Origin of the sequence: Mycolicibacterium iranicum, from assembly GCF_002101705.1 — a bacterium.
Taxonomy (GTDB): domain Bacteria; phylum Actinomycetota; class Actinomycetes; order Mycobacteriales; family Mycobacteriaceae; genus Mycobacterium; species Mycobacterium iranicum.
On the sequence record NZ_LQPC01000018.1, the window covers coordinates 1 to 21,133 of the forward strand.

Here is a 21,133-nt window from a genome sequence, read left to right on the forward strand (position 1 = left end):
GGGAATTACGTGACGGCGGGTGAGGAATTACGTGACGGACAACCCCTCATACCTGGGGAATTACGTGACTGCTGACAGTCGGGATCAGCTATTCCCACGAGCATGATGGTTTGGAACAGGTTGCCGGAGGCGCCTTCCAGCTTCATGGTGTACGGCTTCGGATTCCATCGAGAACCGGTGACGCGAACCTTGGAGTCGGTCAATTGGACGTATTCACAGCCTCTTACGTCGAGTTCGCCGCCCGGTTCAGTCAGTATCCAGGGGTTTTTGTTCTCGTAGAGCAGGTGCCCCGAGATGCTGTTCACCGTAGCCTGGAAGGAGGGGTCAACTGGTTCGACATCGAAACCTTCCGCGTGGATCTCGAGAAGCACACCACGCTGACCGGTGTTGGCTGTGGTGCACTGGCCACCGCACTCGGCAACCTTGCCTGCATGCCAGCAGAGCCCAGGAGGGGCGCCCTTCCATAGTGGGAATGCGGCAATTACCGCTGGGTCGGATGTGCGGCCGCCGATGATGACGTCGGCACCGGCGTCTAGCGCCGCAAAGTAGGGCTCGGGTCCCATCAGAGCCACAATGTGAAGACACGAGTCGATCTGCGCGTCGGTGAGGTCACCCAGCGGCGGCAAGTTCGATATGCGTCCCGCTGACAGCTTCTGTTTGACGAGCGCTGGCGACTGCTCCGAATAGAGCAGCGCGACCTTGAGCAAGTAGCCCTTCTCCTCGGCAATTTCGAGGACGATGTCGCGGGTCCAGTCGACATTCTTGTCGCCGCCCGCCTGGCCGGCCGTGCCGATGAGGATTGGTATGTGAGCTTCCTGCTGAGCAGCCATCAGCAGTTCAAGATCCTTCTTAACCGAGCCGCGGTCGTTCTTGGACATCCCTTGTGCGAGGTACGCCGCCCCGCTGTCTGTCGAGCCGGCGTCCAGGGAAATCGCGTGGGGCCTCCGTGCCAGGGCATAGCCGATCTCTTCGGAGGGAATCCCGACGCCCAGCGATCCTTCGGGCACGTAGACCCTGATCGAAAAGTTCTCCGGCCTGGTACTCGCATTCATGGACATTCCTTTCGGGCACCGCCGCGGCGGACGTTGAATGGACTGGTAGATAGGGCGGAATCGCGACAGATTGGTGCTAGGGCCATCGGATTGGCGTGACCGGCTCATGCCCGGAGAGGACTGCCACGACATTGTCGACCGCGACGGCGGCCATTCGTGTCCGGGTCTCGGTGGTAGCTGAACCCAGATGCGGGGTCAAGACCACATTCTCGAGTTCGAGTAGTCCCGGATGGACCCGCGGTTCGTCCTCGTAGACGTCTAGCGCAGCACCTGCGATCGTTGCGCGGCGTACGGCCCGGCACAGGGCGCTTTCGTCGACCACGGGCCCCCTCGCCGTATTGATCAGGTATGCAGTGCTTTTCATTCGATTGAGCGCTTCGTCATTGATGAGGTGGCGGGTTTCTGCCGTCAGTGGACAATGCAACGTGACGATGTCCGAAGTGCCCAACAACTCCGAGAAATCGATCCGTGTGCTCGGACCGACGACATCAGGCCCGCGCCGGGAGTGGTGTACCACCTCCAGACCGAAGACATCTGCCCGCGCTGCGACGGCCTGCCCGATGGCGCCCATGCCGACGATCCCCAGCCGTCGTCCCTGCAGGCCGGCGCCGAGAAGAAAGCCGATATCCCATGACCACTGCTGTCCGGAGCGAATGATCCGATCGCCCTCGCTCACCCGCCTGGTCACGTCGAGAAGCAGCGCGATCGTCAGATCCGCGGTTGCCTCGACAAGGATGCCTGGTGTGTTCGTGGCGACCGCGCCATGGTCGAGAAACGCTGCGCCGTCGAAGTTGTCGTAACCGACAGCCATGTTGGCCACCAGTCGAAGCCGCGGTCCGGCCGCTCTGAGCACCTCAGAGCCCACCCGGTCGTTGAGCGTGGTGATCACGGCGTCAGCGCCGGACACCGCAGCGCACAGCTCGGCCGGTGTCATCACCCGGTCGTAGGGCGCCACCATCACCTCGCCGAACGCGGCGAGCGGGGCCAGTACATTGCCAGGTATGGGGCGGGTTACCACGATTTTCGTCATCTGGACCTCAGTGTTTGACGCGCTTGAGGGCCAACAGGCCCTCGACGGTGAAGTCGGAGGAACGCGCCCAGGTGATGATGGATTGCTCCTCCTCGCGGATCGCCTCGGCCAGCGCAGGGAGACGGTCGACCGCTGCGAGCGGGATGCGAAGCGCTCCGTGCTGGTCACCGTGGAGCAGATCTCCGGGTGCAACGTCGAGGCCGGCCACGCGCACCGGAACGCCGATCGCCGTGAGTCGCATATGCGACCGTGCCACGCACAGACCGGCCGCGTGCACGGCGAATCCCATTCGCTGTAGCTCAGGTTCGTCGCGCACCCGGCCATTGGTGATGAACCCAGCGATGCCGAGGGCATCCAACAACGTGCCGTTGACCTCACCGAGAAAGGCTCCCGCGCCGGGTATCTCGTCGAGGTCCTGCATCACGACGACGGCTGGTTGGCCAGCTGCCAGAACGGCGCGATGGAGTTCACTGACCGGTATGCCATCCTGGCCCGGCGCCGCGGCCCGCATGGTCGCGGTGACCGCGGTGCCGACGAATCGGCCACCCGCCACCTGCCGGAGCGAGCCGTCGGTGTGTGCCTGGCCATCCGCTCCAAGTTCGCGGCGCAAGGCATTGCTGAGTGCTGGCGTATCCCATTCAGTAAGTTGGGTGTAGTCGATATCAGGCAAGGGTAGGTCCTTCGATTATTCGGCGCAGTCCGCCGGTGATGATCGCAGTCAGGTGGTTGGTGACGGCGATTGATTGTGTTCTGCGACAATTCAATCCGGGGTGGGCGCAAGGCTGATCACCCAAGCGGGGACGCTTTCCAAACGTGGTTGGCCGCAAAGTCAAAGAGCCCGGTCAAGCAATGGCCTTCTCCTTTCTCACACGCCGACGAACCGGGAGACTGACTAGAAACGTCGAGCGAGCTTCAGAACAGCGATGGCACGATCGCCTCGATCAGATGTGGGCCAGACTCGGAGAGTGCAGCGCTGAACTGAGCGGCCAGTTCCTCCGCAGTGGTCGCGCGGGTCGCAGGGACCCCCATGCCCTCGGCAATCTTGACGAAGTCGAGGTCGGGCCCAGAGAGATCAAGGAGGTTATCTGCTTGCGGGCCATCGGCACCAGCTCCGACCCGCTGCAGTTCTAGGCGCAAGATCGCGTAGGCGTGGTTGTTCAACAGCACCGTCGTGACGTTGAGGTTCTCCCTGGCCTGCGTCCACAGCGCCGAGATCGTATACATCGCGCTGCCGTCGGCCTGCAGACCTATCACCGGACGATCTGGCGCTGCCACGGCAGCGCCCGTTGCTACTGGAAGGCCATAGCCGATTGCGCCTCCGGTCAGCGTCAACACGTCGTGTCGCGGTGCACCCGCCGTGGCGGCCGGCAGCAACAATCCCGAAGTATTGGACTCGTCAACGATGATCGCACGTGCCGGAAGGAGCGCACTGATGACGTCGATCCAATTCTGCGGGGTCAACAAACCGGAAGGCAGGGGACGCCGTACAGCCCTCTGCAGCAATGGTTCAACGTCGCCGGCAACCAGGTCTGCAACGTCTGCGAGCGCCCGCACCACGTCCTGGGCGGTGTCGGCAAGCATATGAACCTGCGTCCCCTCGGGAACCAGATTGCTCGCCACGCCGGGGTAGGCGAAGAACGCCACCGGTGGCTTGGCACCCGCGACGACCAAGTGTTTGATATTCCCCAGCTGGACAGTAGCCTGCTCGGGAAGGTAGCCGAGACGTTCGACCATCGGAACACCCTCTCCGCGTTCGAGTCTTGTCGGAAACGTCTCGACGAAGGTCTTCACCCCGGTAGCGACGGCTAGCCGGCTGGTGGCCAGGAGTCCGGCTTCGCGGCAGGCGCCGCCGCCGATCAGCAGCGCCGCCGGTTCGCCGCTGGTCAACACCGATGCCACGTGGTCCACCGTGGCGGGATTGACAACAGACTTGGAGGGAGGCGCGACGAGTACGCCGCGCTCACCCCCTTCACCCCACGACGCGTCGGCGGGGAGAATCAGCGTCGCGATCTGCCCGGCGCCTTCGCGAGCGGCCGCGACGGCAGCGGCGGCATCTCTGCCGATTTCAGAAGTACATCGTGATCGACGGACCCAGGTACCGAGCGAACCGGCCAGGGCTTCGATATCCGAGTCCAGCGGAGCATCGTATTGCTTGTGGTGGGTGGCATGGTCACCGACGATGTTGACCAACGGAGTGTGCGCTCGTCGGGCGTTATGCAGGTTGGCCCAACCATTTCCGAGACCCGGACCGAGGTGCAGAAGCGTCGCCGCCGGCCTGTCCGCGATCCGTGCGTAACCGTCCGCAGCACCGGTGACGACACCTTCGAACAAGCCCAGCACACCCCGCATGGCATCGATGTCTTCGAGCGCTGCGACGAAATGCATTTCGGAAGTGCCGGGGTTGGCGAAGCAGACGTCCACGCCGGAGTCGACAAGCGTGTGAACAAGTGACTGGGCTCCGTTCACGGCGCGCGCACCTGGAACCTCTCACCGAAAACACCGTCAGGGTTCAGCACGCCGGCGGGATCGAAACACTCCTTGATCCGTCGCATCAACCCGATCTTCACCGGGTCCTCCAGTTCTGCGAAGAAGTCGGTCTTGGTCTGCCCGAGACCGTGCTCCCCGGAGATCGCACCGCCCAATTCCATTCCCAGGGAGAAGATCTCAGCCAGGAGGTGCCTTCGTTTTGTGGCTTCCTCGCAGAAGATGCCCAGATGGACGTTGCCATCGCCGACGTGTCCGCAGCCGACAGCTGCCGCGCCGTGCGCGTGCGCAATCTCGTCAGTCCTTTGCAGAAACTGCGCCATTGCGACGCGCGGTACGATCACGTCGATAACGTCGTCGGCCCCGGCTGCCTTGGCTGCCCAGAACGCCATCTCGCGTGCTGCGATCAGCTTTCGAGCCGAGCCACCCTCAAGCACATAGGTTTCCGCGGCGCCGAGATCATCGAGCAGTCCGCAGAGTTCTTCGACGTCAGAGTCGAGGCGTTGGTCGATGCGGTTCTCCAAGGCAACCACAAGGTAGGCCTGCGCACGCTGGGCCACCGCGGGAGGAATTCCGAGACCGAGGTTCTGGTATTGCCCTATTGCAGTGAGTGTTTGTCTGTCCAGGTATTCCAGGATGTGCGGTTCGAGGCCGCTGGCAATGATCCTCGGAACTGCGGTCATCACCTGGTCGAGGGTTGCGAAAGGAGCGAGAACAGTCGCGTTGTGGGCCAGGGCAGGATGCAATTTGAGCGTAATCTCCGTCGTCACCGCAAGTGTGCCTTCGGAGCCGATGAGCAACTGCGTCAGATCGTAGCCGGTGGACACCTTCGAGATCTTGCCGCCGGTTCGAATGATGTCGCCGGACGCCAGAACCGCCTGTAGTCCAATCACGTTCTGCCGTGTGACGCCATACTTGACAGCGCGCATCCCGCCCGCGTTGGTGCCGACGTTCCCGCCGATGGTCGCGCTCAGCTCGCCGGGATGAACGGTGTAACCGAGCCCGGCTGCTGCGGTCCTTTCTCCCAACTCGGCCAAAGTGACCCCGGGTTGGACAACTGCCACATGATTGGCAACGTCGATCTCCAGAATGCGGTTCATTCGTTCCAGCGAAATCACCAGGCCACCTTGGCGCGGTCGCGCGCCCGCAGAAAGACCTGTGCCCGAACCCCGCGAAGTGACCGGAATCCGGTATGCAGCTGCCGTTTTGATCAGCGCGGCGACTTCTTCTGCGTTCTCGGGCTTCGCGAGGTAGCCAGGTTCATGCGGAACGGTGCTGAGCGCTTCATCATGGGCGTAGTCCGGCGGAACAGCCTCACCTGCCAGCAGGTTGGCATCACCGACAATCGCGGCGAGCAGTCCCGCAACGGCCTGTCGGGAAGGCGCGATGCCTTCGTCGTTTCGAAGAGTCATCCCGATGCCCTCGCGACGAGCGTGCTGGCGATCATCCCGCTGGGGGCGCTCTTTCGGATTCGCCCGTGGTGCAGGAGATTCAAGACAGTGACTCCTTTCTTGATGCGATGGGTGTGTAGAGAAGATTGATCAGAGGCGAATCATTGCGGGCCAGTTGATACCGCTATACCGCGAAGATGGCGCCGGTCACCGTGGCCGTGATGAGGGAGACCAGACACAATCCCGCCGTCCACGGAAACGCGTACCGCTGCAGCGACCCGATATCGGTGCGCAAAAGTGTCGCGACGAAGTAGATGGGCGCGATCAGGGGGCTCAGTGAATGCAATGGCGTACCGATGAGAGCAGCTCGGGCAATGGCCTCCGGCGGAACACCGAACGCCTCGGCGGTTTGTGCGAGCATCGGTACAACTCCGAGGAAGAAGCTGTCGGTGGACAGGACAAACAGCAGCGGCATCGACAGGGTCGCGGTGACGAACGCGAATCCGCCGCCCCAGCTTTCCGGAACGACCGAGACGATGCTGTTGGCCATTGCCTCAACCATCCCGCCTTCGGACATGATGCCGGTGAATGCGCCTGCAGCCAGAATGAGCGTGCTCAGCATGACCACGGTGCCGGCGTGCGGTTTCAACCGTTCCTGCTGCTCAACAAGATTGGGAAAGTTCACCGTGACCGCAATGGCGAATGCAGCCATCGCGACGGCAGGCAACGGCGCCACGCCGGTGGCCAGTAGCGCCATGACCGTCAGCGTCAGCGGCAGGTTGAACCAAAAATTGCGCGGCTCGATCACGGTGCGGGGAGCATGCGCGTCCAATTCTTCACCCTCGGCCACACCTCCGTTGGTCGCCGGCACGAGTGTGCGCAGTCTGCGTCGTTCTGAGCGTCCGATGAAGTATGCGAAGACCAGGGCTGCGGTGAGCGACACCACAAGGGTCGGCAGCATCGGTACCACGATGTCCCCGATCTCGACATCCAACGAGATGGCCATTCGTGCCGGGGGACCTCCCCACGGCATCCAGTTCAGGACGGGACAGATGATGGCGAGAAGCATGGCAATGATCAGAGGATTCACTCCGAGCCTGCGATAAATCGGATACATCGCCGAGATCGTGATCAGTGCGGCCGTCGCCCCGTCCCCATCGAATCCGACCACGATGATGAGGATTGCCGTCCCCACAACGATTTTCATGGGATCGTCACCGACCGCTGCCAAGATCCGCCGGACGAACGGCTCGAACAAGCCGCTTTCGAACATCACGAGGAAGTACAGCAGCACGAAGACGAGGAAGACGGCGGTGGGTGCGGTGTCGACGATCCCGGCGACCATCATGCCACCGAGGCCGGTGCCGAATCCGGCGATCAGGCCCAGCACGCTGGGAACCAAGATCAGGGCGGCAACCGCTGACATCTTTTTGGACATCACGAGCACCGTAAAAAGTCCAATGGTGGCGAAGCCCAGAAGAGCCAGCATCTTTTCCTCTCAGCTCCAGCGAAACCGTTTGGCGCACATGCAGTTAAACTGCATCGCCGTCGAGGTTATGGTCCCGGTCACTTCCGAGTCGTCACCCTGTGTGGGGAACCGGAATCCCCCGTACGGGGGATCGGGCTCGACGTCGGGCCATCTCTGGACGGATTATGAGAGGGTGACCACTTCCGCCGCGCCTGCCCACAACGGGACCGATGCTCCCCGGATTCCCAGCCTGGGTGCGGCCGATCTCACTCGGTCATTAACGCGCCAGTCCTTGTTGGTGGCCGGGGTTTGTCTCTTCGCGGATGCCCTACAACTTCTCTTCGCAGCACCGGTGTCCGCAATGGTGCCGCAAACCTGGGCGGTCCTGGTCGCAGTCGCCCTCGCCGATGCAGCGTTGGCCCTGCCCGCTCGGTTCGCCGGCTGGGTGGCGGCCGCACACGCCGTCGTCCAGATCGTGGCCGCAGTGCTTACCTTGGGGTCCGAGGCGGCAAGCGGAGTCGGCACTGCTGGTTTTCTGATAGCCGGCTATCGCGCTGGCGCGTGGCTGAGCGGAGCGCCGGCGTGGGCTGCATTGGCGATGCTGGTCTGCAGCACCGTCGGCGTATCACTCATCTCCGGGGGCAGCGGCCACCTGATGCTCGTCGACATGGCCTCGAATGCGCTGTTGCCCTGGTTGGTCGGTCGCTACACGACGGCTCGGCGCGGATACATCGCCGAACTGGAGCATCAAGCCGACAGGCAACGGCGGGAGGCCCGCGCCGCCGTCGACCTCGCCGTACGCGAGGAACGAGGCGCGATTGCCCGAGACCTCCACGACGTCATCTCACACCACGTCAGCGCCATCGGCGTCCATGCCGGCGCTGCCCGAATGCGATTGAAGTCGGCGACAGAATCTCGCACCGTCCACGAGTCACTTTCTGCTGTCGAACTTTCCAGTCGCGCAGCTATGTCCGACTTGCGTAGGCTCCTAGATGTCCTGCACGGGGATGCCTCGGCTGTCGGCCAAGTTGGACTCGGCAACATCGAGGAACTGCTCGACGGGGTTCGGCGGGCCGGTCTGCCGACTCGTTTCACGAGCGAAGGTATTGCGCGGCCGGTGCCCGATTCCGTTCAGGTGGCGCTGTACCGGATCACCCAGGAAATGCTCACCAACGCAGCACGCCACGGGGATGGCAGCACGGTCGATATCGTCCTGAGCTACGGGAAGGCCACGGTGTCGGTAACGGCGAGCAATATCATCGGTCGGACGGCCCCTGCCGGTGACGCCGACGCGCCACGCACGAGACCGCGCGGACTGGCCGGTATCGCCAAACGGGCAGCTTTGTTCGGCGGCATCGTCACCTACGGCCCGGGGCCCGACGGGCATCGGTGGGAGACAGTTGTCACGCTTCCCCTGGAGGATTTCTGATGACGCTGCGGATCCTTCTTGCCGACGACCACGGCGTATTCCGTTCGGGGTTGCGCGCCATCCTGAGTACTCAGGATGACTTCGACTGCGTCGGGGAGGTGGCCGATGGAAAGGCAGCGGTAGCCGAGGCCACTCGTCTCAGGCCCGACATCGCGATCCTCGACATCCGGATGCCCAAACTCGACGGTATCGAAGCCGCGCAAGCAATCTTGTCTGATCCGGCGAGCGCGACAAAAGTTTTAGTGCTGACCACATTTGATTCCGATCGCTACGTATATGACGCGTTGTCGGCAGGCGCCAGCGGCTTTCTGCTGAAAAGCTTGCCGCCCGAGGAGATTATCGCCGCCGTGCGGATCGCGGCCCGCGGCGACTCGCTGGTGGACCCCGCCGTGACCCGTCGGTTGGTGGCCCGGTTCGCCGCCAGCATCGCGCCTCGCGGCAACGCCGACTCCGTGGAAGGCCTCGACCGTCTTACACCCCGTGAAAAAGAGGTACTTCTTCTCGTCGCCGTGGGGCACAGCAACTCCGAGATCGGCCTTCAACTCTTCATCGGTGATGAAACTGTGAAGTCCCATGTATCTCGAATCCTGTCCAAGCTCGGGTTGCGGGATCGTGTACAGGCCGTTGTTTACGCGCATCGCCATGGCCTGGTGACATAGATCAGCAGTTGGCGCGTGTACCAGTGTTTCTTTTATGACTGCCGCGGCCGAATGTCTGTGGTGCCTAGCTGTCCGAAAGCCACCGATCGCCAGGCACTCTGAGCTTGCTCCTCACCCGCTAGATGCAACCCGCCTCCCGTGCGCGGGGGAGCACGGCCCCCGCCGATGGTGACGACTTCCGCTGCCTCGCTTCGTAACGTTCACAGCGATGGTGATCCAGCCATCTTCAAGTGACACCGACAAGAGAGCAGGACCATAATGATCAAGCGTGGATTCGCCGCAACCGTCTTGACTGCCAGCGCAGTAGCCCTGGCAGCACCGGCGATGGCCGCACCTGACCCCGCCGGAACCGCTAGGGACACGATCTCCTCGCTGGAGCTTCAGGGTTACCTAGTTGTGGTCAACCGGCTCTCCGAACGGCCGCTGGCCGATGCTGATGTGGTGTCCGTCAGCAAGAGTGTGCGATTCAATCGCATCCAATGGAATCCGACCGACCAAAGCGGCCGACGGTACTCCGCGGTCTCTACGCCGACGGTCTACGTCAGTGTTCGCTGAAGAAGGTCGGTCCGGTCACCAGGCCGGGGGCCGCTACTCGAAGTGCTCTACGGCAGTAGCGTCGGCACGGAAGCTTTTCCAACCAGGAGAACCGTTGCGGGCGAAAGAGACCCAGGCGCCGTGCATGCGACAGGCCAGTCCCTCCGGAGCCGGATCGGGTCCCAGCAGGCCCGTCGCCCCGTGCAGCCACGCCGAATCGGCGATGTCGAACACGAAGGGAAGCTCTACGGCGTGCGTCGCGTCCAGCTTGCCGTCCAGTGCTGTCGAGCGGAAACCGAAACGGTAGACGTAGGTGCCGCGCTCAGAGATCCGTGAGTGGGCCAGGGCCATTCGGGCGGATCCGGCGCCGAAAAGCGCCTCGCCGAGTAGGGCCGAGCGTAGCTCACCGGGAGTCGCGTGCGGGCGCTGAGCGGTGACGGCCGACACTGCGGTGTGCGGATCCGAATGTATCTGAGCTGCAAGGGTCATGACGTCGTCGTGCTGTGAGGAGTCGAAGCGGTCCTGGGGGACGAGATAGAGATTTCCCTCCTCGGTGTTGGTTCCGATCAGAAGGGCGACATCGGTTGCTGGGCCTTGGTTCAAGGAGTCGGCGGGTTGTCGGTCCAGGACCAGGCTGAACGGACTCAGGCCGACGAGTGGATCGGTGGCAGAGGCGGTTCGCAGATCAAGGCCGGCCAGCTTCGGTAGCACCGCCACGAACTGTTCGTCGGGGATGTCGGCGAACCCGCCCGTGGTGGGGTCGACACCCAGCGCCGCCGCGACCGTATGAGTCACCCGCTCTGCCTGTTCAGGGGTGAAAGCTCCTGTGCCGCTGCCACTCTGCATGATAGCCCGTCGAAACAGCCCGCCGGCATCGGGCGTCGCAAGCAGTGCTCCCACCAAGGTGGCGCCGGCCGACTGGCCGAACACGGTCACATTGCCGGGATCCCCACCGAATGCACCGATTGAGTCTTGGACCCAGTTCAGGGCGGCCAGCACGTCAAGCAAGCCGCGGTTGCACGGCGCTCCGGGGATGTCGAGAAAGCCGGTGACGCCCAAGCGGTAGTTGACGACGACGAGGACGACACCGTCACGGGTGAATGCTCGACCGTCATACAGCGCGGCTTGGCTGGACCCGGTGATGAACCCGCCGCCGTGAACGAACACCATGACCGGTCGCGCCGCGTCACCTGCGGCGGGAGTGTGGACGTCGAGCGTGAGGTAGTCCGTGCCGCGCACCCAGCCGGGCCCGAAGTACGGACGCATGTCGAGTGCGCCGAAGCCGCGGACGGGTTGTGGAGCGGTCGCCCCGGGCTGCGTCGCGTCCCGCACGCCGGACCATCCCGGGTGGGGTACCGGTGGAGCGAAGCGGGCCACTCCCGTGGGGGTGATGGCGTAAGGAATGGCGCGATAGCGCTCACCGCCGTGGTCCCGGACGCCGCGCACCGTACCGGAGGGAGTGCGCACCTCGCGGGTGGCATTGTGCAACAAAGGTTTCTCCTGCAGGTGGACGCTGGTTCAGTTGATGCGGGCGAAGCCGGCCCAGCCCTTGATCGCGAAGGTCGAGCCGTCCCGGATCACCTCGACAGCGCCATGGCCGCCAAGGTGAGCGGGAAACAGCAGTGCGTTGTCGTCACTGGCGCGGCCCAGGAGTTTGTCCCTTGTGGCGCGTGATTCCGCCGGATCTTCGCAGAAGCAGCTATTGGTGTGTGGGGCCACGATCTGCAACGGGTTGTGCAGAAGGTCGCCGACGAAAACTGCGCGGTCACTGCCTGATTCGAGAGTGAGGACCGATGAGCCCGGGGTATGCCCTGGAGCAAGATCCAGCCGTAGATTCTTGTCGATCTGGAAGGTTCCGTCCCACAGCTGGGCCAACCCGGCATCGTGGACCGGGGCGACGCTGTCTTCGAAGACGTTCTGGTTGCCACGTCCGAGGACGCTCTTGTGGTTGTTGATCGGGTTCCAGAAATCGAAATCGCGTTGTGGCATGAGGTAGGTCGCGTTCGGGAAAGTGGGCACCCACGTCCGGCCGTCGAGGCGGGTGTTCCACCCCACGTGGTCAATATGCAGGTGGGTGTTGATCACAACGTCCACCTCTTCTGGTCGGATACCAGCTCGGACAAGGTCGTCCAGGAACGTGGTATCCAGCCTGCTCCACACCGGGGCATACGGCCGCTCCTTGTGGTTGCCGACACCGGTGTCGACCAGGATGGTGCGTCCCTCGCTGCGCAGCACCCAGGTCTGGATCGCGGACACACAGGTGTTCGTCGCGGGATCCCAGAAATCGGGCGCCAACCAGTCCCGGTTGGTCTCCCAGTCGGGCTCGGTGCTGTCAGGGAAGAAGTCCGCGGGACTCAGCTGCACGGGGCCGTAGTACTCCTTGACGCGGGTGACGGTGACGTCACCCAATTCGATCTGATCCATCTGGCTCCTCGGTCCTCGGCGGTGTATTCACGAGTCTGTCCACGGGCCACGGTGCCCAGCCACACCTCGTCGGTCCTACCCCTGGCAGGGGGTGGCTGCGATCGCCCCACCCCCGGATACTGGACGGATGGACGGACCCGGGCCGCTTGGCGAGTTCCTGCAGGCGCGGCGCGCACGCATCCGCCCCGAGGACATCGGTGTGCGGGACTTCGGGGTGCGCCGGCGGGTGCAGGGTTTGCGCCGTGACGAGGTGGCGCAGTTGGCGGGCGTCAGCGTGTCGTACTACACCCGGCTGGAGCAGGGGATCTCCCGCGGCGCGTCAGCCGAGGTCCTGGACGCGGTCGCGCGCGCCCTTCGCCTGGACACACATGAGCGCGAGCACCTCGTTCGGCTGGCAGACGCCACCAGGCGGGCGCCGCGAGCCCGACGGCCGCGACCGGAGAAGGTGAGTGCTGAGACGCGGGACCTGATGCGCGCCCTCGACGGGGTTCCGACCCTGGTTCTGGGGCGGCGCACCGACGTGCTGGCCTGGAACCAGCTTGGGCACGCGCTGCTGGCCGGGCATGTGGATCGGACCGCCGTCGACGATGTGGCGAATCGGCCCAATATGAGCCGAATGATGTTTCTGGACAGGCACAGTCGTGAGCTCTATTCGGACTGGCGGCGCAAGGCCAGGGCGGTGGTGGGCCATTTGCGAATCGCCGTGGGACGGCATCCGGAGGACCGTGACCTCGCCGAGCTGATCGGTGAGCTGACGATTAAGAGCCCGGATTTCGTGGCCATGTGGGGCGACCACCGGATCACCCCGTGCGATGCCGCCGCCTACGACCTGCACCATCCGGTGATCGGTGCGGTGACCGTCACCCAGCAGACCTTGGCCATCGCCCGCTCACCCGAGCAGAGTCTGATCGTGGTCACCACCGTCGCGGGGTCACCTTCAGAGCAGGCTTTGACGCTGTTGCGCAGTCTCGGCACGCCCGTGCATGAGCCGGGGGCTGCTCGAGGAGTCCCGCAGCTGACGATCACTGGAGACTACGAGAACCGCTCTGCCGCTCGCTGATCCGTCCATTCCGCCGAGGGGGCGCAGCTGCTACCGGCGACGCGCCTGAGTCAGCGACGATCGCAGCCTGATGGTTTTACCGTCTTTGGTGACGACGTCGCGGGGTGTGTCGTCGTCTGTGCGAATGACGTCCCATTGCTTGCCGAGCACAGCCGTGACGTCGGCGGAGGTGAAGAAGACCGCGTTGGGCATGGTGCCGCCGGAGATGTCGGCGCTCGACGGGTGATGCCCGACGACCAGCAGCGTTCCCCGCGGGCGTACCGCGGCTGCCAGCCGTGCAAACATGTCGGCTCTGCGCGCCACCCCGTGCAGGTAGTGCGCCGACACGAGATCGAAGCTCTGCCGCTCAGGCTCCCAATCGTTGAGATCGGCTTGATGCCAGACGATTCTGTTGGCAACGCTGTCGCCAGACTGCTCGGCCATCCAGCGGCCGCGACGCAGGGCACTGGAGACGAAATCCACCGCGGTAACCTCCCATCCGTGTTTTGCGAGCCAGATGGCGTCACCGCCCTGGCCGCAGCCGGCGTCGAGTGCGTTGCCCGGGGGCAGTAGCGCGGCCACCTCGGTCAACGTGCGATTCGGGTCGACGGACTCGGGCTTGCCGGCGCCCTCCACGGATTGCCAGCGTTGCTCCCAGAAACTTTGATCGAGTCCGGGCACTTCGCTGTTGCGCCGCCGCGTCGCAGTCGTGTTTGGCTCACTCACGAGAGCCTCGACCTCTGCCGAGAACGGTGTCGGATCGGAACTGGACATCATCGAAAGTCCTTTCTGTGACGACCGTTTAGCCGCATGTTTGTTTCGCATTCTTTGTCTTCACAGCCGCCGGCACGGATGGTCATCGTGGACCGCGGAGCAGCCCGCGTTCTCCGGCGGCGACGCGCAGGGGCAGGTGGTTACCCGCGGGACGCATCGGGCAGAAGAAGACTCGTGGGTTCACGTGGTGATAAGAGAGCACCGACTGATTGAAATCGACAGTCAGCCGGGCGTCCGGTGCCAACATCGGTAATACCAACCAGCGGCCTATCTCAGGTGTTTCGGTACCGCTGGTCGCGTCTGTGAAGATCGCCAGTCGCCGTCCCGGGCTGTCTTCGAGAACGGCTAGCACGTGTTGGGTCCCGCCGATATCGACCACGAGGTTCACCGGGGCGGGGATGCGGTCCGTGGTACGCGGTGTCGTCAGCCGACCCACCTCGATCCGGCGGCCTGGCGCGGCGGGCTCATAGCGGCCTTGCACTACCCATTGCGGATCGTAGGGATAGGTATCAATCCCCGTAATTCCGGACGCGGCAACTGCTTCAGGGTCGAAGAAGACCAACGAGTAGTCGCCGGTCGAGCCCCTGACGACACCGCGTCGGCCCCCGCGGAATTCCAGAGAGCAGCCGACGGGAACAGTGGCCGTTCCATCGACGGTTGTGCCGTCGATCGTCACGCCGTCCTCCCGCGTGGCGGTCACGGTCAACGCCCCGGACGCGTCTGTACTCCACTCTCCCGGAACGGCAGGTAGTGGGACAGCTTCCCGCCCGACCACCTTGCCGTTCCCGATTACGGCGGCCTTGCCGTTCAGCCCCGCGATGTCCTTCCACCTGGCTTCGCGCCACGCTTGATGTTCGGGTGCTGGGGAACTGTCGGCGTCTCCTGCGATGCCAATGCTCATCCTTCTCGTCCTCTCAGGCCGGCATGTAATGCTTTGTCGCTTACAGGGTTTGGGCAGAATCGTTGGATGATGTCCTCGGCTCTGCTGTCAACGAAAGCCGAAGACTTGCGCGGTCACCTCGGTGCCCGTGACGTCTCAATGCAGAACATAGTGCCGCTTGCCTCTGGTGCATAGGATATTGCCTATGAAGCAAGACAGTTCCGACCTTGACGGCCTCGTTCGCAAACGCGTCCGGGCCCTGCGCGTTGCGCAGGGGTGGTCGCTGGAGGAGTTGGCCTCCCGAGCCCGTATCAGCCCGTCTTCCTTGAGCCGCATCGAAACTGGCAAGCGCCGGCTTGCGCTGGACCAGTTGGTGGACCTCGCCCGCGCCCTCGATACATCGCTGGACCAGCTGGTCGAGACCGATACCTACGATGTGATTTCGAGCCCCATGATTGACGGCGCCCATGGAACCCTGCGGTGGACGGTGAAGACCGATCCCGGAATCACCGTCATCCGGCAGCGGCTGACCGAGCCGCCGCCGAACAACCCGTCACGCATGCGCGCCCACCCCGGCCGCGAATGGTTCGTCGTCCTCTCCGGGACGGCCATTCTGTTACTGGGGGACCGTCGGCTGCGGATCGAGACGAATCAGGCAGCCGAATTCCCCACCATGCTTCCGCACGCACTCGGTGTCGAGTCGGTGCCCTGCGAGATCCTCGGCATCTTCGACCGCGATGCCGGTAGGGGACATCGGCCAAACGAACCCTCGGCATAACCGCAGGCCCCGCTGGTTCGGCGCAGCAGAACCTCGAATCCGCCGTGGGCCGCCTCGCTGGTTCGTGTAGGACGGACACATGAAGCTGCGTCGCGTGATCATCGACGATCGACTGGAGTTACAAGCCCTGACCGCAGACGGCTCCTGGGGGCCTGCACCCGATCCATCGGTGTTGGGTGGCCCGGTGTTCGCGTCCGAGTGGGAACTGGCCAACGCCCAACGCCACCACGACTTGTCGGGCTCTGTGCTGCCGTTTCAACCCGCGTCGTTCCGCGACTTCATGCTCTACGAGAAGCACGCGATAGATGCCGCGCGGGGACTGGTGTCGCGATTCATGCCTGCCGCGGGGCCGGTCGCATCGGCTTTCGAGAAGCTGTCGCACAAGCCGTTCCCGCCGTTCAAGCCGAAACCGCTGTTCTACCGCCAGCCGATCTACTACATGTCCAACCATCTGACGTTTGTGCCCAGCGGCGCACCGGTTGCGTTTCCGCAGTATTCCGAAGCGCTGGATTACGAGCTGGAGATCGGCTTTGTGCTCAAGTCGCCGCTGTTCAACGCCACACCACAAGAAGCGCTCGAGGCGATCGGCGCGTTCGTGGTCGTCAACGACCTGAGTGCCCGAGATGTCCAGCGCGCCGAGATGGTCACCGGGTTGGGGCCGCAGAAGGCCAAGCACTTCACCTCGTCGATGTCGGCTGTCGCGGTCACCGCAGATGAGATCCTGCCGAGGATCGACAAGTTGACCGGTTCGGTGGTGATCAACGGCCGCACGGTCAGCGCGGTGACCAGCGCTGGGCCGCAATGGGGAGTCGGCGACATGCTCGCCCACGCATCGCGTGACGAAAGGCTTTGTCCGGGCGAGCTTTTCGCCACGGGGACGTTGCCCGGCGGTAGCGGAATGGAGACCGGGAACTGGCTTCGCCCCGGCGATGAGCTGACGCTGACGATCGACGGCATCGGCGAGATCACCCACACCATCACGCAGTAAAGCCGCTGCGGGTGTCGACCCGCAGCGGCTCGACCGCGTCGTCAGGCCTGCTTGAGGGCCTCGATCTCGAGGGTGATCGTGACCTTGTCGCCGACGACCGCGCCGCCGGTTTCCAGTGGCGCGTCGAAGCTGATGCCGAAGTCCTTGCGGTTCAACACCACCGAGGCCTCGAAGCCGGCGACCTCGCCGTGTCCCATGCCAGGGTTGACGCCGTTGAACTCCAGCGTCAGAGAGATCGGGCGCGTTACGCCCTTCAGGGTGAAGTCACCGTCGAGGACGTAGTTGTCACCGTCGGGTCGGACCGCGGTCGACACGAACGTCGCCGTCGGAAAGTTTTCGACGTCGAAGAAGTCTGCCGCCTTCAGATGGGCGTCGCGCTGCTCGTTGCGGGTGTTCACCGAGCCGACTGCGATTTCGGCGCTCACCGACGGGGTTCCGTCCTCGGCGACGGTGATCGCGCCGCTGAAGTCGTCGAAGCCGCCGCGGACCTTGCTCACGACGAGGTGGCGTGCCGAAAAGGTGATGGACGAATGCACCGGGTCGATCGCCCAGGTTCCGGCGGGCAGCTGCGTGGTGGCGGTGGTCATGGACGTCTCTTTTCCTCGATGGTGGCCGGTAGGTCCGGCGGTTACGCCAAAATAAACGGACTGCAGTCCGAATCCATTCCCGGCTACTGTCCCGGTATGGCCTCCGGGAGCTTCGACGAGCGTTTCGCTGAGATCGACCCCAGCATCTGGACCACCTCCTACCTGCCGGCATGGAGTTCGCGCGACGCCGCGGCGGCGACATTCGACGTAGGTCCCGACGGCCTGGACCTCTCGATTCCGCTCTCGCAGGGCCTGTGGTGTCCGGATCTGCACGACGGGCCGCTGCGTGTCTCGGCGATTCAGAGCGCGAATCGATCCGGCCCGCTGGGGTCGACCGACGCGCCGCAGCCGTTCCGGGACGGGCTCGTCGTCCGCGAGGAGCAGCCCACCGTCCTGGGCTTCGTCCCGCATTTCGGCACCATCTCCGTGACGTGCACGGCGCAACTCAGCTCGCGGTCGATGTTCTCGGCCTGGATGGTCGGGTTGGAGGATGAGCCAGACCGGTGCGGCGAGATCTGCGTCATGGAGGTGTTCGGCGACACGGTGTCGGACGGCAGGGCCGCCGTAGGGCAAGGGATTCACCGGTTCAGGGATCCCGCTCTGCGCGAAGACTTCTCGGCGCAGCGGCGTGACCTCGACCTCGTGCAGCCGCACACCTACTCCGTGGACTGGCGGCCGGGTTCGGTCGAGTTCTCCATCGACGGCATGATCACCTGCACGTCCGACCAGGCGCCCGACTACCCGATGTTCATTTTCCTCGGGGTGTTCGACTTCCCCGACCGGCCGGGACCCGCCGAGCATGTGCCGCACTTCCGCGTCAGCAGGCTCTCGTATGAGCCGCTGACGTAATGGTGGCGGGCGGCGAGCGCGCACGAAATGCCGGCGCGGCGCGGCGCGGCGCGGCGCGTCGCGGAGCAGACGCGCGCGCTCGCGGTGCAACGCGCGCTTATCGGCAGGCGGCGTGGGTACTAGGCGAGAGGTAAGTGAGACGTTTAGTATCTGTAACCACGCGCAACCCTTAACCGGGTTTGCGTGGAAGTTAGGGCACACTGAGACACGCGTCCAGCTAACGGCATGGATACTTGCTGGGATTGGTTGCGTGATCAGCTGAGTCCTGCCTAGTCAGCAGCCCCACTGGACAGGTAGTTCGAGAGAACTTGAGGAGTAGTTCGTGACGTACGTCATTGCCGAGCCCTGCGTCGACGTCAAAGACAAGGCGTGCATCGAGGAGTGCCCCGTCGACTGCATCTACGAGGGCGCTCGCATGTTGTACATCCACCCGGACGAGTGCGTCGACTGCGGGGCCTGCGAGCCCGTGTGCCCGGTCGAGGCCATTTACTACGAGGACGATGTCCCGGACCAGTGGAGCGGATACACCCAGAACAACGCGGACTTCTTCGCCGAACTGGGTTCGCCCGGTGGCGCATCGAAGGTCGGCCAGACCGACAACGACCCGCAGTCCGTCAAGGACCTGCCTCCTCAGGGTGAGGACTGAGCACGTCTGAATTGACCCGCCGCCCGCGCAGGTCGGCGTCACTGCCGTTGTTCCCCTGGGACACCCTCGCCGAGGTGACTGCGGCCGCTCGTGCCCATGAAGGCGGCATCGTCGATTTGTCGGTCGGCACGCCGGTGGACGACGTGGCTCCGGTCATTCGCGATGCCCTCGCCGCCGCCAGCTCGGCGCCGGGCTATCCGACGACGCACGGCACTCCGGCGCTGCGCGAAGCGGCCGCGTCGGCCCTTGCGCGGCGGTACGGAATCACCGGTGTCGATCCGGCCGCGGTGTTGCCGGCGATCGGCACCAAAGAGTTGATTGCGTGGCTGCCCACGCTGCTGGGCCTCGGCGCGGCTGACACGGTCGTCGTTCCGGAGCTGGCCTATCCGACCTACGAGGTGGGCGCGCTGCTCGCCGGAAGCGCAGTAGTCCGTGCCGATTCGCTGACCCAGCTGGGCCCCTCGGTCCCGGCGTTGGTGTATCTCAACTCGCCCAGCAATCCGACCGGCAAGGTGCTCGGCGTCGAGCACCTGCGCAAGGTCGTCGGCTGGGCCCGGGATCGCGGCGTGCTGGTCGCCTCCGACGAGTGTTATCTGGGGCTGGGCTGGGATGCGACGCCGCTGTCGATCCTGCATCCGGACGTCTGCGACGGCGACCACACCGGTCTGCTGGCACTGCATTCGCTGTCGAAGACCTCGTCGCTGGCGGGTTACCGTGCGGGATTCGTCGCGGGCGACCCCGACGTCGTGGCCGAGTTGCTGGCGATCCGCAAGCACGCCGGGATGATGATGCCGACACCGATCCAGGCCGCGATGGTGGCCGCCCTCGGCGACGACGCGCACGAAGCCGCGCAGCGTGCGCGATACCAGCGTCGCCGCGACCTGCTGCTGCCGGCACTGCTCGGGGCCGGGTTCACCGTCGATGACTCCGAGGCAGGGCTCTATCTGTGGGCGACGCGAGGTGAGCCGTGCCGCGACACCGTCGCCTGGCTGGCGCAGCGGGGCATCCTGGTCGCGCCGGGAGAGTTCTACGGGCCGCGCGGTGCGTCGCATGTGCGGGTGGCGTTGACGGCGACGGACGAGAGGATCACCGCTGCGGTGCAGCGATTGGCGGATTCGGCGCGCTGAGCGACGCTGAGCGTCGTCGAGCGCGCCCGATTCGAGAGAACTCAAGGCACCGTCAGGTGTTTCGGTACGACGGCGGCGAGTGCTTCCCGGCATGCCCTGATCGCCGGTGTCTGGCTCAGTGCGGCCCTGGTTGCGGTGAACACCGAGCGGCGTCGTGAGTCGACGTCGATCACGCGCACTGCCGGTCGGCGGCGCACCCGCATGAGGTCGGGCAGGATGGCGACCGCGTTACCGCTTTCGATGAGTGCGATCTGCGCCTCCAGGTCGTCGGTCACGAATCGCACGTCGGGTTCGAATCCGGCTCGCCGACAAAGCTGTTCGGCCCAGTGCCGCGATGCGGTGCCGACCGGCTCCATGGTCCACGGCAGGTCGGCGGTCTGCTCGACCGAGGCGATGTGGTCCCACGGCTCGCCACTCGGCGGAACCGCAAGGCGCAGGAGGTCTGTGGTGAGGGGTTCGCGGTCCAGGTCGGGGAACACCCGTGCGGCGTGCCCGGGATACTCTTCGGCGATCACGAGGTCGAACTCGCGCATCCAAGTCTCGTAGAGCGCCTGCTCTGGCTCGCGCTGGGACATCGTGACGCGCAGACGCGGGTGGCGCGCAGCCAGTTCGGTCAGCATCTGGGGCATGAAGGCCGAGGCGGCGGACTGGAATACGGCGAGGCGGAGGGTGCCCGCCGCCTCGGAGCGCTGCGCGGCGACTTCCGACGCGGCCAACTCGAGCCGTTCCAGGATCGCGGCGGTGTGCTCGACGAGGACCTCGGCCGCCGGGGTGAGCCGGACGCGGCGGCCGGCCTTTTCCAGCAGCGGGACGCCGACGTCGTGTTCGAGCTGGGTCAACCCCTGCGACACCGACGACGGGCTCTGGTGAAGCGCCTCGGCGACCTCGGCCAACGTGCCTCGCAGGCTCAGCTCGTGCAGCAGACGGAGGCGACGGATGTCGAGAAGGTCCGGTCGCCGATTCATCGAATTTGCTTACTGATTACCGTCAGAAT

General features: G+C 64.5%; 21 protein-coding genes. 9 read left to right on the forward strand and 12 right to left on the reverse strand.

Translation table 11 applies throughout. The features are described 5' to 3' along the window. Window positions 1-5 precede the first annotated feature (5 nt). The 6 genes from AWC12_RS03205 to AWC12_RS03230 all read right to left on the reverse strand — a co-directional run bounded on the left by AWC12_RS03205 (window position 6) and on the right by AWC12_RS03230 (window position 7,446). The gene (locus AWC12_RS03205; RefSeq protein WP_207576369.1) at window positions 6-1,052 is read right to left on the reverse strand and encodes an acyclic terpene utilization AtuA family protein; all 1,047 of its coding nucleotides are present in this window, start codon (window positions 1,050-1,052) and stop codon (window positions 6-8) included. Between the two features lie 76 nt (window positions 1,053-1,128). Beyond that, the gene (locus tag AWC12_RS03210) at window positions 1,129-2,082 is read right to left on the reverse strand and encodes a 2-hydroxyacid dehydrogenase (RefSeq protein ID WP_085172345.1); all 954 of its coding nucleotides are present in this window, start codon (window positions 2,080-2,082) and stop codon (window positions 1,129-1,131) included. 7 nt (window positions 2,083-2,089) lie between these two features. Then, a complete protein-coding gene (locus AWC12_RS03215) occupies window positions 2,090-2,752 on the reverse strand; it encodes an RraA family protein (protein WP_085172347.1) in 663 nt (220 codons plus the stop codon). 242 nt (window positions 2,753-2,994) lie between these two features. After that, window positions 2,995-4,548 carry an acetolactate synthase large subunit gene (locus tag AWC12_RS03220; protein ID WP_085172349.1) on the reverse strand — a complete coding sequence of 518 codons (1,554 nt, stop codon included), beginning with the start codon at window positions 4,546-4,548 and terminating at the stop codon, window positions 2,995-2,997. Then, window positions 4,545-5,978, reverse strand: a complete 1,434-nt coding sequence (locus AWC12_RS03225; RefSeq protein ID WP_085172351.1) for an FAD-binding oxidoreductase — start codon at window positions 5,976-5,978, stop codon at window positions 4,545-4,547. The genes AWC12_RS03220 and AWC12_RS03225 overlap by 4 nt, the downstream gene beginning before the upstream one ends. A gap of 163 nt (window positions 5,979-6,141) precedes the next feature. Next, complete coding sequence (locus AWC12_RS03230; RefSeq protein WP_085172353.1) at window positions 6,142-7,446, reverse strand: CitMHS family transporter; 1,305 nt, start codon at window positions 7,444-7,446, stop codon at window positions 6,142-6,144. Between the two features lie 172 nt (window positions 7,447-7,618). Between AWC12_RS03230 and AWC12_RS03235 the strand changes: the two genes are divergently transcribed. The 3 genes from AWC12_RS03235 (at window position 7,619) to AWC12_RS03245 (ending at window position 10,068) form a co-directional block, all read left to right on the forward strand. Next, complete coding sequence (locus AWC12_RS03235) at window positions 7,619-8,854, forward strand: sensor histidine kinase (RefSeq protein WP_207576370.1); 1,236 nt, start codon at window positions 7,619-7,621, stop codon at window positions 8,852-8,854. After that, window positions 8,854-9,513 (forward strand): response regulator, encoded by a 660-nt coding sequence (locus AWC12_RS03240; protein ID WP_085172358.1) that lies wholly within the window; start codon window positions 8,854-8,856, stop codon window positions 9,511-9,513. The genes AWC12_RS03235 and AWC12_RS03240 overlap by 1 nt, the downstream gene beginning before the upstream one ends. Before the next feature lie 258 nt (window positions 9,514-9,771). Next, window positions 9,772-10,068 (forward strand): hypothetical protein, encoded by a 297-nt coding sequence (locus tag AWC12_RS03245; protein ID WP_085172360.1) that lies wholly within the window; start codon window positions 9,772-9,774, stop codon window positions 10,066-10,068. A 33-nt stretch (window positions 10,069-10,101) separates the two neighbouring features. On the opposite strand, the gene AWC12_RS03250 is transcribed toward AWC12_RS03245, so the two are convergent. Together AWC12_RS03250 and AWC12_RS03255 are read right to left on the reverse strand one after the other, a co-directional pair. Beyond that, window positions 10,102-11,535 (reverse strand): carboxylesterase family protein, encoded by a 1,434-nt coding sequence (locus AWC12_RS03250; RefSeq protein WP_207576372.1) that lies wholly within the window; start codon window positions 11,533-11,535, stop codon window positions 10,102-10,104. 30 nt (window positions 11,536-11,565) lie between these two features. Beyond that, entirely contained in the window at window positions 11,566-12,471 is a 906-nt protein-coding gene (locus tag AWC12_RS03255; RefSeq protein ID WP_085172364.1) for an MBL fold metallo-hydrolase, read from the reverse strand. A gap of 127 nt (window positions 12,472-12,598) precedes the next feature. Between AWC12_RS03255 and AWC12_RS03260 the strand changes: the two genes are divergently transcribed. After that, window positions 12,599-13,531: a helix-turn-helix domain-containing protein gene (locus tag AWC12_RS03260; protein WP_085172367.1), complete on the forward strand. Its 933-nt coding sequence runs from the start codon at window positions 12,599-12,601 to the stop codon at window positions 13,529-13,531. Between the two features lie 30 nt (window positions 13,532-13,561). On the opposite strand, the gene AWC12_RS03265 is transcribed toward AWC12_RS03260, so the two are convergent. Continuing rightward, complete coding sequence (locus AWC12_RS03265; protein WP_207576371.1) at window positions 13,562-14,287, reverse strand: class I SAM-dependent methyltransferase; 726 nt, start codon at window positions 14,285-14,287, stop codon at window positions 13,562-13,564. Between the two features lie 79 nt (window positions 14,288-14,366). Beyond that, a complete protein-coding gene (locus AWC12_RS03270; protein ID WP_085172372.1) occupies window positions 14,367-15,185 on the reverse strand; it encodes a DUF1684 domain-containing protein in 819 nt (272 codons plus the stop codon). A gap of 184 nt (window positions 15,186-15,369) precedes the next feature. Here AWC12_RS03270 and AWC12_RS03275 point away from each other — a divergent pair, with 184 nt between their 5' ends. Continuing rightward, window positions 15,370-15,942 carry a helix-turn-helix domain-containing protein gene (locus tag AWC12_RS03275; protein ID WP_085172374.1) on the forward strand — a complete coding sequence of 191 codons (573 nt, stop codon included), beginning with the start codon at window positions 15,370-15,372 and terminating at the stop codon, window positions 15,940-15,942. Window positions 15,943-16,021: 79 nt separating this feature from the next. Further along, window positions 16,022-16,930 carry a fumarylacetoacetate hydrolase family protein gene (locus AWC12_RS03280; RefSeq protein WP_085172376.1) on the forward strand — a complete coding sequence of 303 codons (909 nt, stop codon included), beginning with the start codon at window positions 16,022-16,024 and terminating at the stop codon, window positions 16,928-16,930. A gap of 41 nt (window positions 16,931-16,971) precedes the next feature. Here the strand turns inward: AWC12_RS03280 and AWC12_RS03285 are convergent, their stop codons facing one another. Beyond that, entirely contained in the window at window positions 16,972-17,517 is a 546-nt protein-coding gene (locus tag AWC12_RS03285; RefSeq protein ID WP_024448151.1) for a YceI family protein, read from the reverse strand. A 96-nt stretch (window positions 17,518-17,613) separates the two neighbouring features. Here AWC12_RS03285 and AWC12_RS03290 point away from each other — a divergent pair, with 96 nt between their 5' ends. From AWC12_RS03290 to dapC, 3 genes are all read left to right on the forward strand, one after another. Beyond that, window positions 17,614-18,366, forward strand: a complete 753-nt coding sequence (locus AWC12_RS03290) for a glycoside hydrolase family 16 protein (protein ID WP_234813817.1) — start codon at window positions 17,614-17,616, stop codon at window positions 18,364-18,366. A gap of 322 nt (window positions 18,367-18,688) precedes the next feature. Then, complete coding sequence (fdxA, locus tag AWC12_RS03295) at window positions 18,689-19,012, forward strand: ferredoxin (RefSeq protein WP_024448149.1); 324 nt, start codon at window positions 18,689-18,691, stop codon at window positions 19,010-19,012. Window positions 19,013-19,023: 11 nt separating this feature from the next. After that, a complete protein-coding gene (gene dapC / locus AWC12_RS03300; protein ID WP_272937871.1) occupies window positions 19,024-20,139 on the forward strand; it encodes a succinyldiaminopimelate transaminase in 1,116 nt (371 codons plus the stop codon). A gap of 41 nt (window positions 20,140-20,180) precedes the next feature. On the opposite strand, the gene AWC12_RS03305 is transcribed toward dapC, so the two are convergent. Beyond that, complete coding sequence (locus tag AWC12_RS03305) at window positions 20,181-21,104, reverse strand: LysR family transcriptional regulator (RefSeq protein ID WP_024448147.1); 924 nt, start codon at window positions 21,102-21,104, stop codon at window positions 20,181-20,183. Window positions 21,105-21,133: the final 29 nt, after the last annotated feature.

Excerpts from the sequence above, each read along its gene's own strand:
- AWC12_RS03245 (WP_085172360.1), top strand. The coding sequence starts at position 9,772 with ATGATCAAGCGTGGATTCGCCGCAACCGTCTTGACTGCCAGCGCAGTA.
- AWC12_RS03275 (WP_085172374.1), top strand. The coding sequence starts at position 15,370 with ATGAAGCAAGACAGTTCCGACCTTGACGGCCTCGTTCGCAAACGCGTC.
- AWC12_RS03210 (WP_085172345.1), bottom strand. The coding sequence starts at position 2,082 with ATGACGAAAATCGTGGTAACCCGCCCCATACCTGGCAATGTACTGGCC.
- AWC12_RS03285 (WP_024448151.1), bottom strand. The coding sequence starts at position 17,517 with ATGACCACCGCCACCACGCAGCTGCCCGCCGGAACCTGGGCGATCGAC.
- AWC12_RS03230 (WP_085172353.1), bottom strand. The coding sequence starts at position 7,446 with ATGCTGGCTCTTCTGGGCTTCGCCACCATTGGACTTTTTACGGTGCTC.
- AWC12_RS03205 (WP_207576369.1), bottom strand. The coding sequence starts at position 1,052 with ATGAATGCGAGTACCAGGCCGGAGAACTTTTCGATCAGGGTCTACGTG.
- AWC12_RS03225 (WP_085172351.1), bottom strand. The coding sequence starts at position 5,978 with ATGACTCTTCGAAACGACGAAGGCATCGCGCCTTCCCGACAGGCCGTT.
- AWC12_RS03240 (WP_085172358.1), top strand. The coding sequence starts at position 8,854 with ATGACGCTGCGGATCCTTCTTGCCGACGACCACGGCGTATTCCGTTCG.
- AWC12_RS03280 (WP_085172376.1), top strand. The coding sequence starts at position 16,022 with ATGAAGCTGCGTCGCGTGATCATCGACGATCGACTGGAGTTACAAGCC.
- AWC12_RS03265 (WP_207576371.1), bottom strand. The coding sequence starts at position 14,287 with ATGATGTCCAGTTCCGATCCGACACCGTTCTCGGCAGAGGTCGAGGCT.
- AWC12_RS03290 (WP_234813817.1), top strand. The coding sequence starts at position 17,614 with ATGGCCTCCGGGAGCTTCGACGAGCGTTTCGCTGAGATCGACCCCAGC.
- AWC12_RS03305 (WP_024448147.1), bottom strand. The coding sequence starts at position 21,104 with ATGAATCGGCGACCGGACCTTCTCGACATCCGTCGCCTCCGTCTGCTG.
- AWC12_RS03270 (WP_085172372.1), bottom strand. The coding sequence starts at position 15,185 with ATGAGCATTGGCATCGCAGGAGACGCCGACAGTTCCCCAGCACCCGAA.
- AWC12_RS03255 (WP_085172364.1), bottom strand. The coding sequence starts at position 12,471 with ATGGATCAGATCGAATTGGGTGACGTCACCGTCACCCGCGTCAAGGAG.
- AWC12_RS03260 (WP_085172367.1), top strand. The coding sequence starts at position 12,599 with ATGGACGGACCCGGGCCGCTTGGCGAGTTCCTGCAGGCGCGGCGCGCA.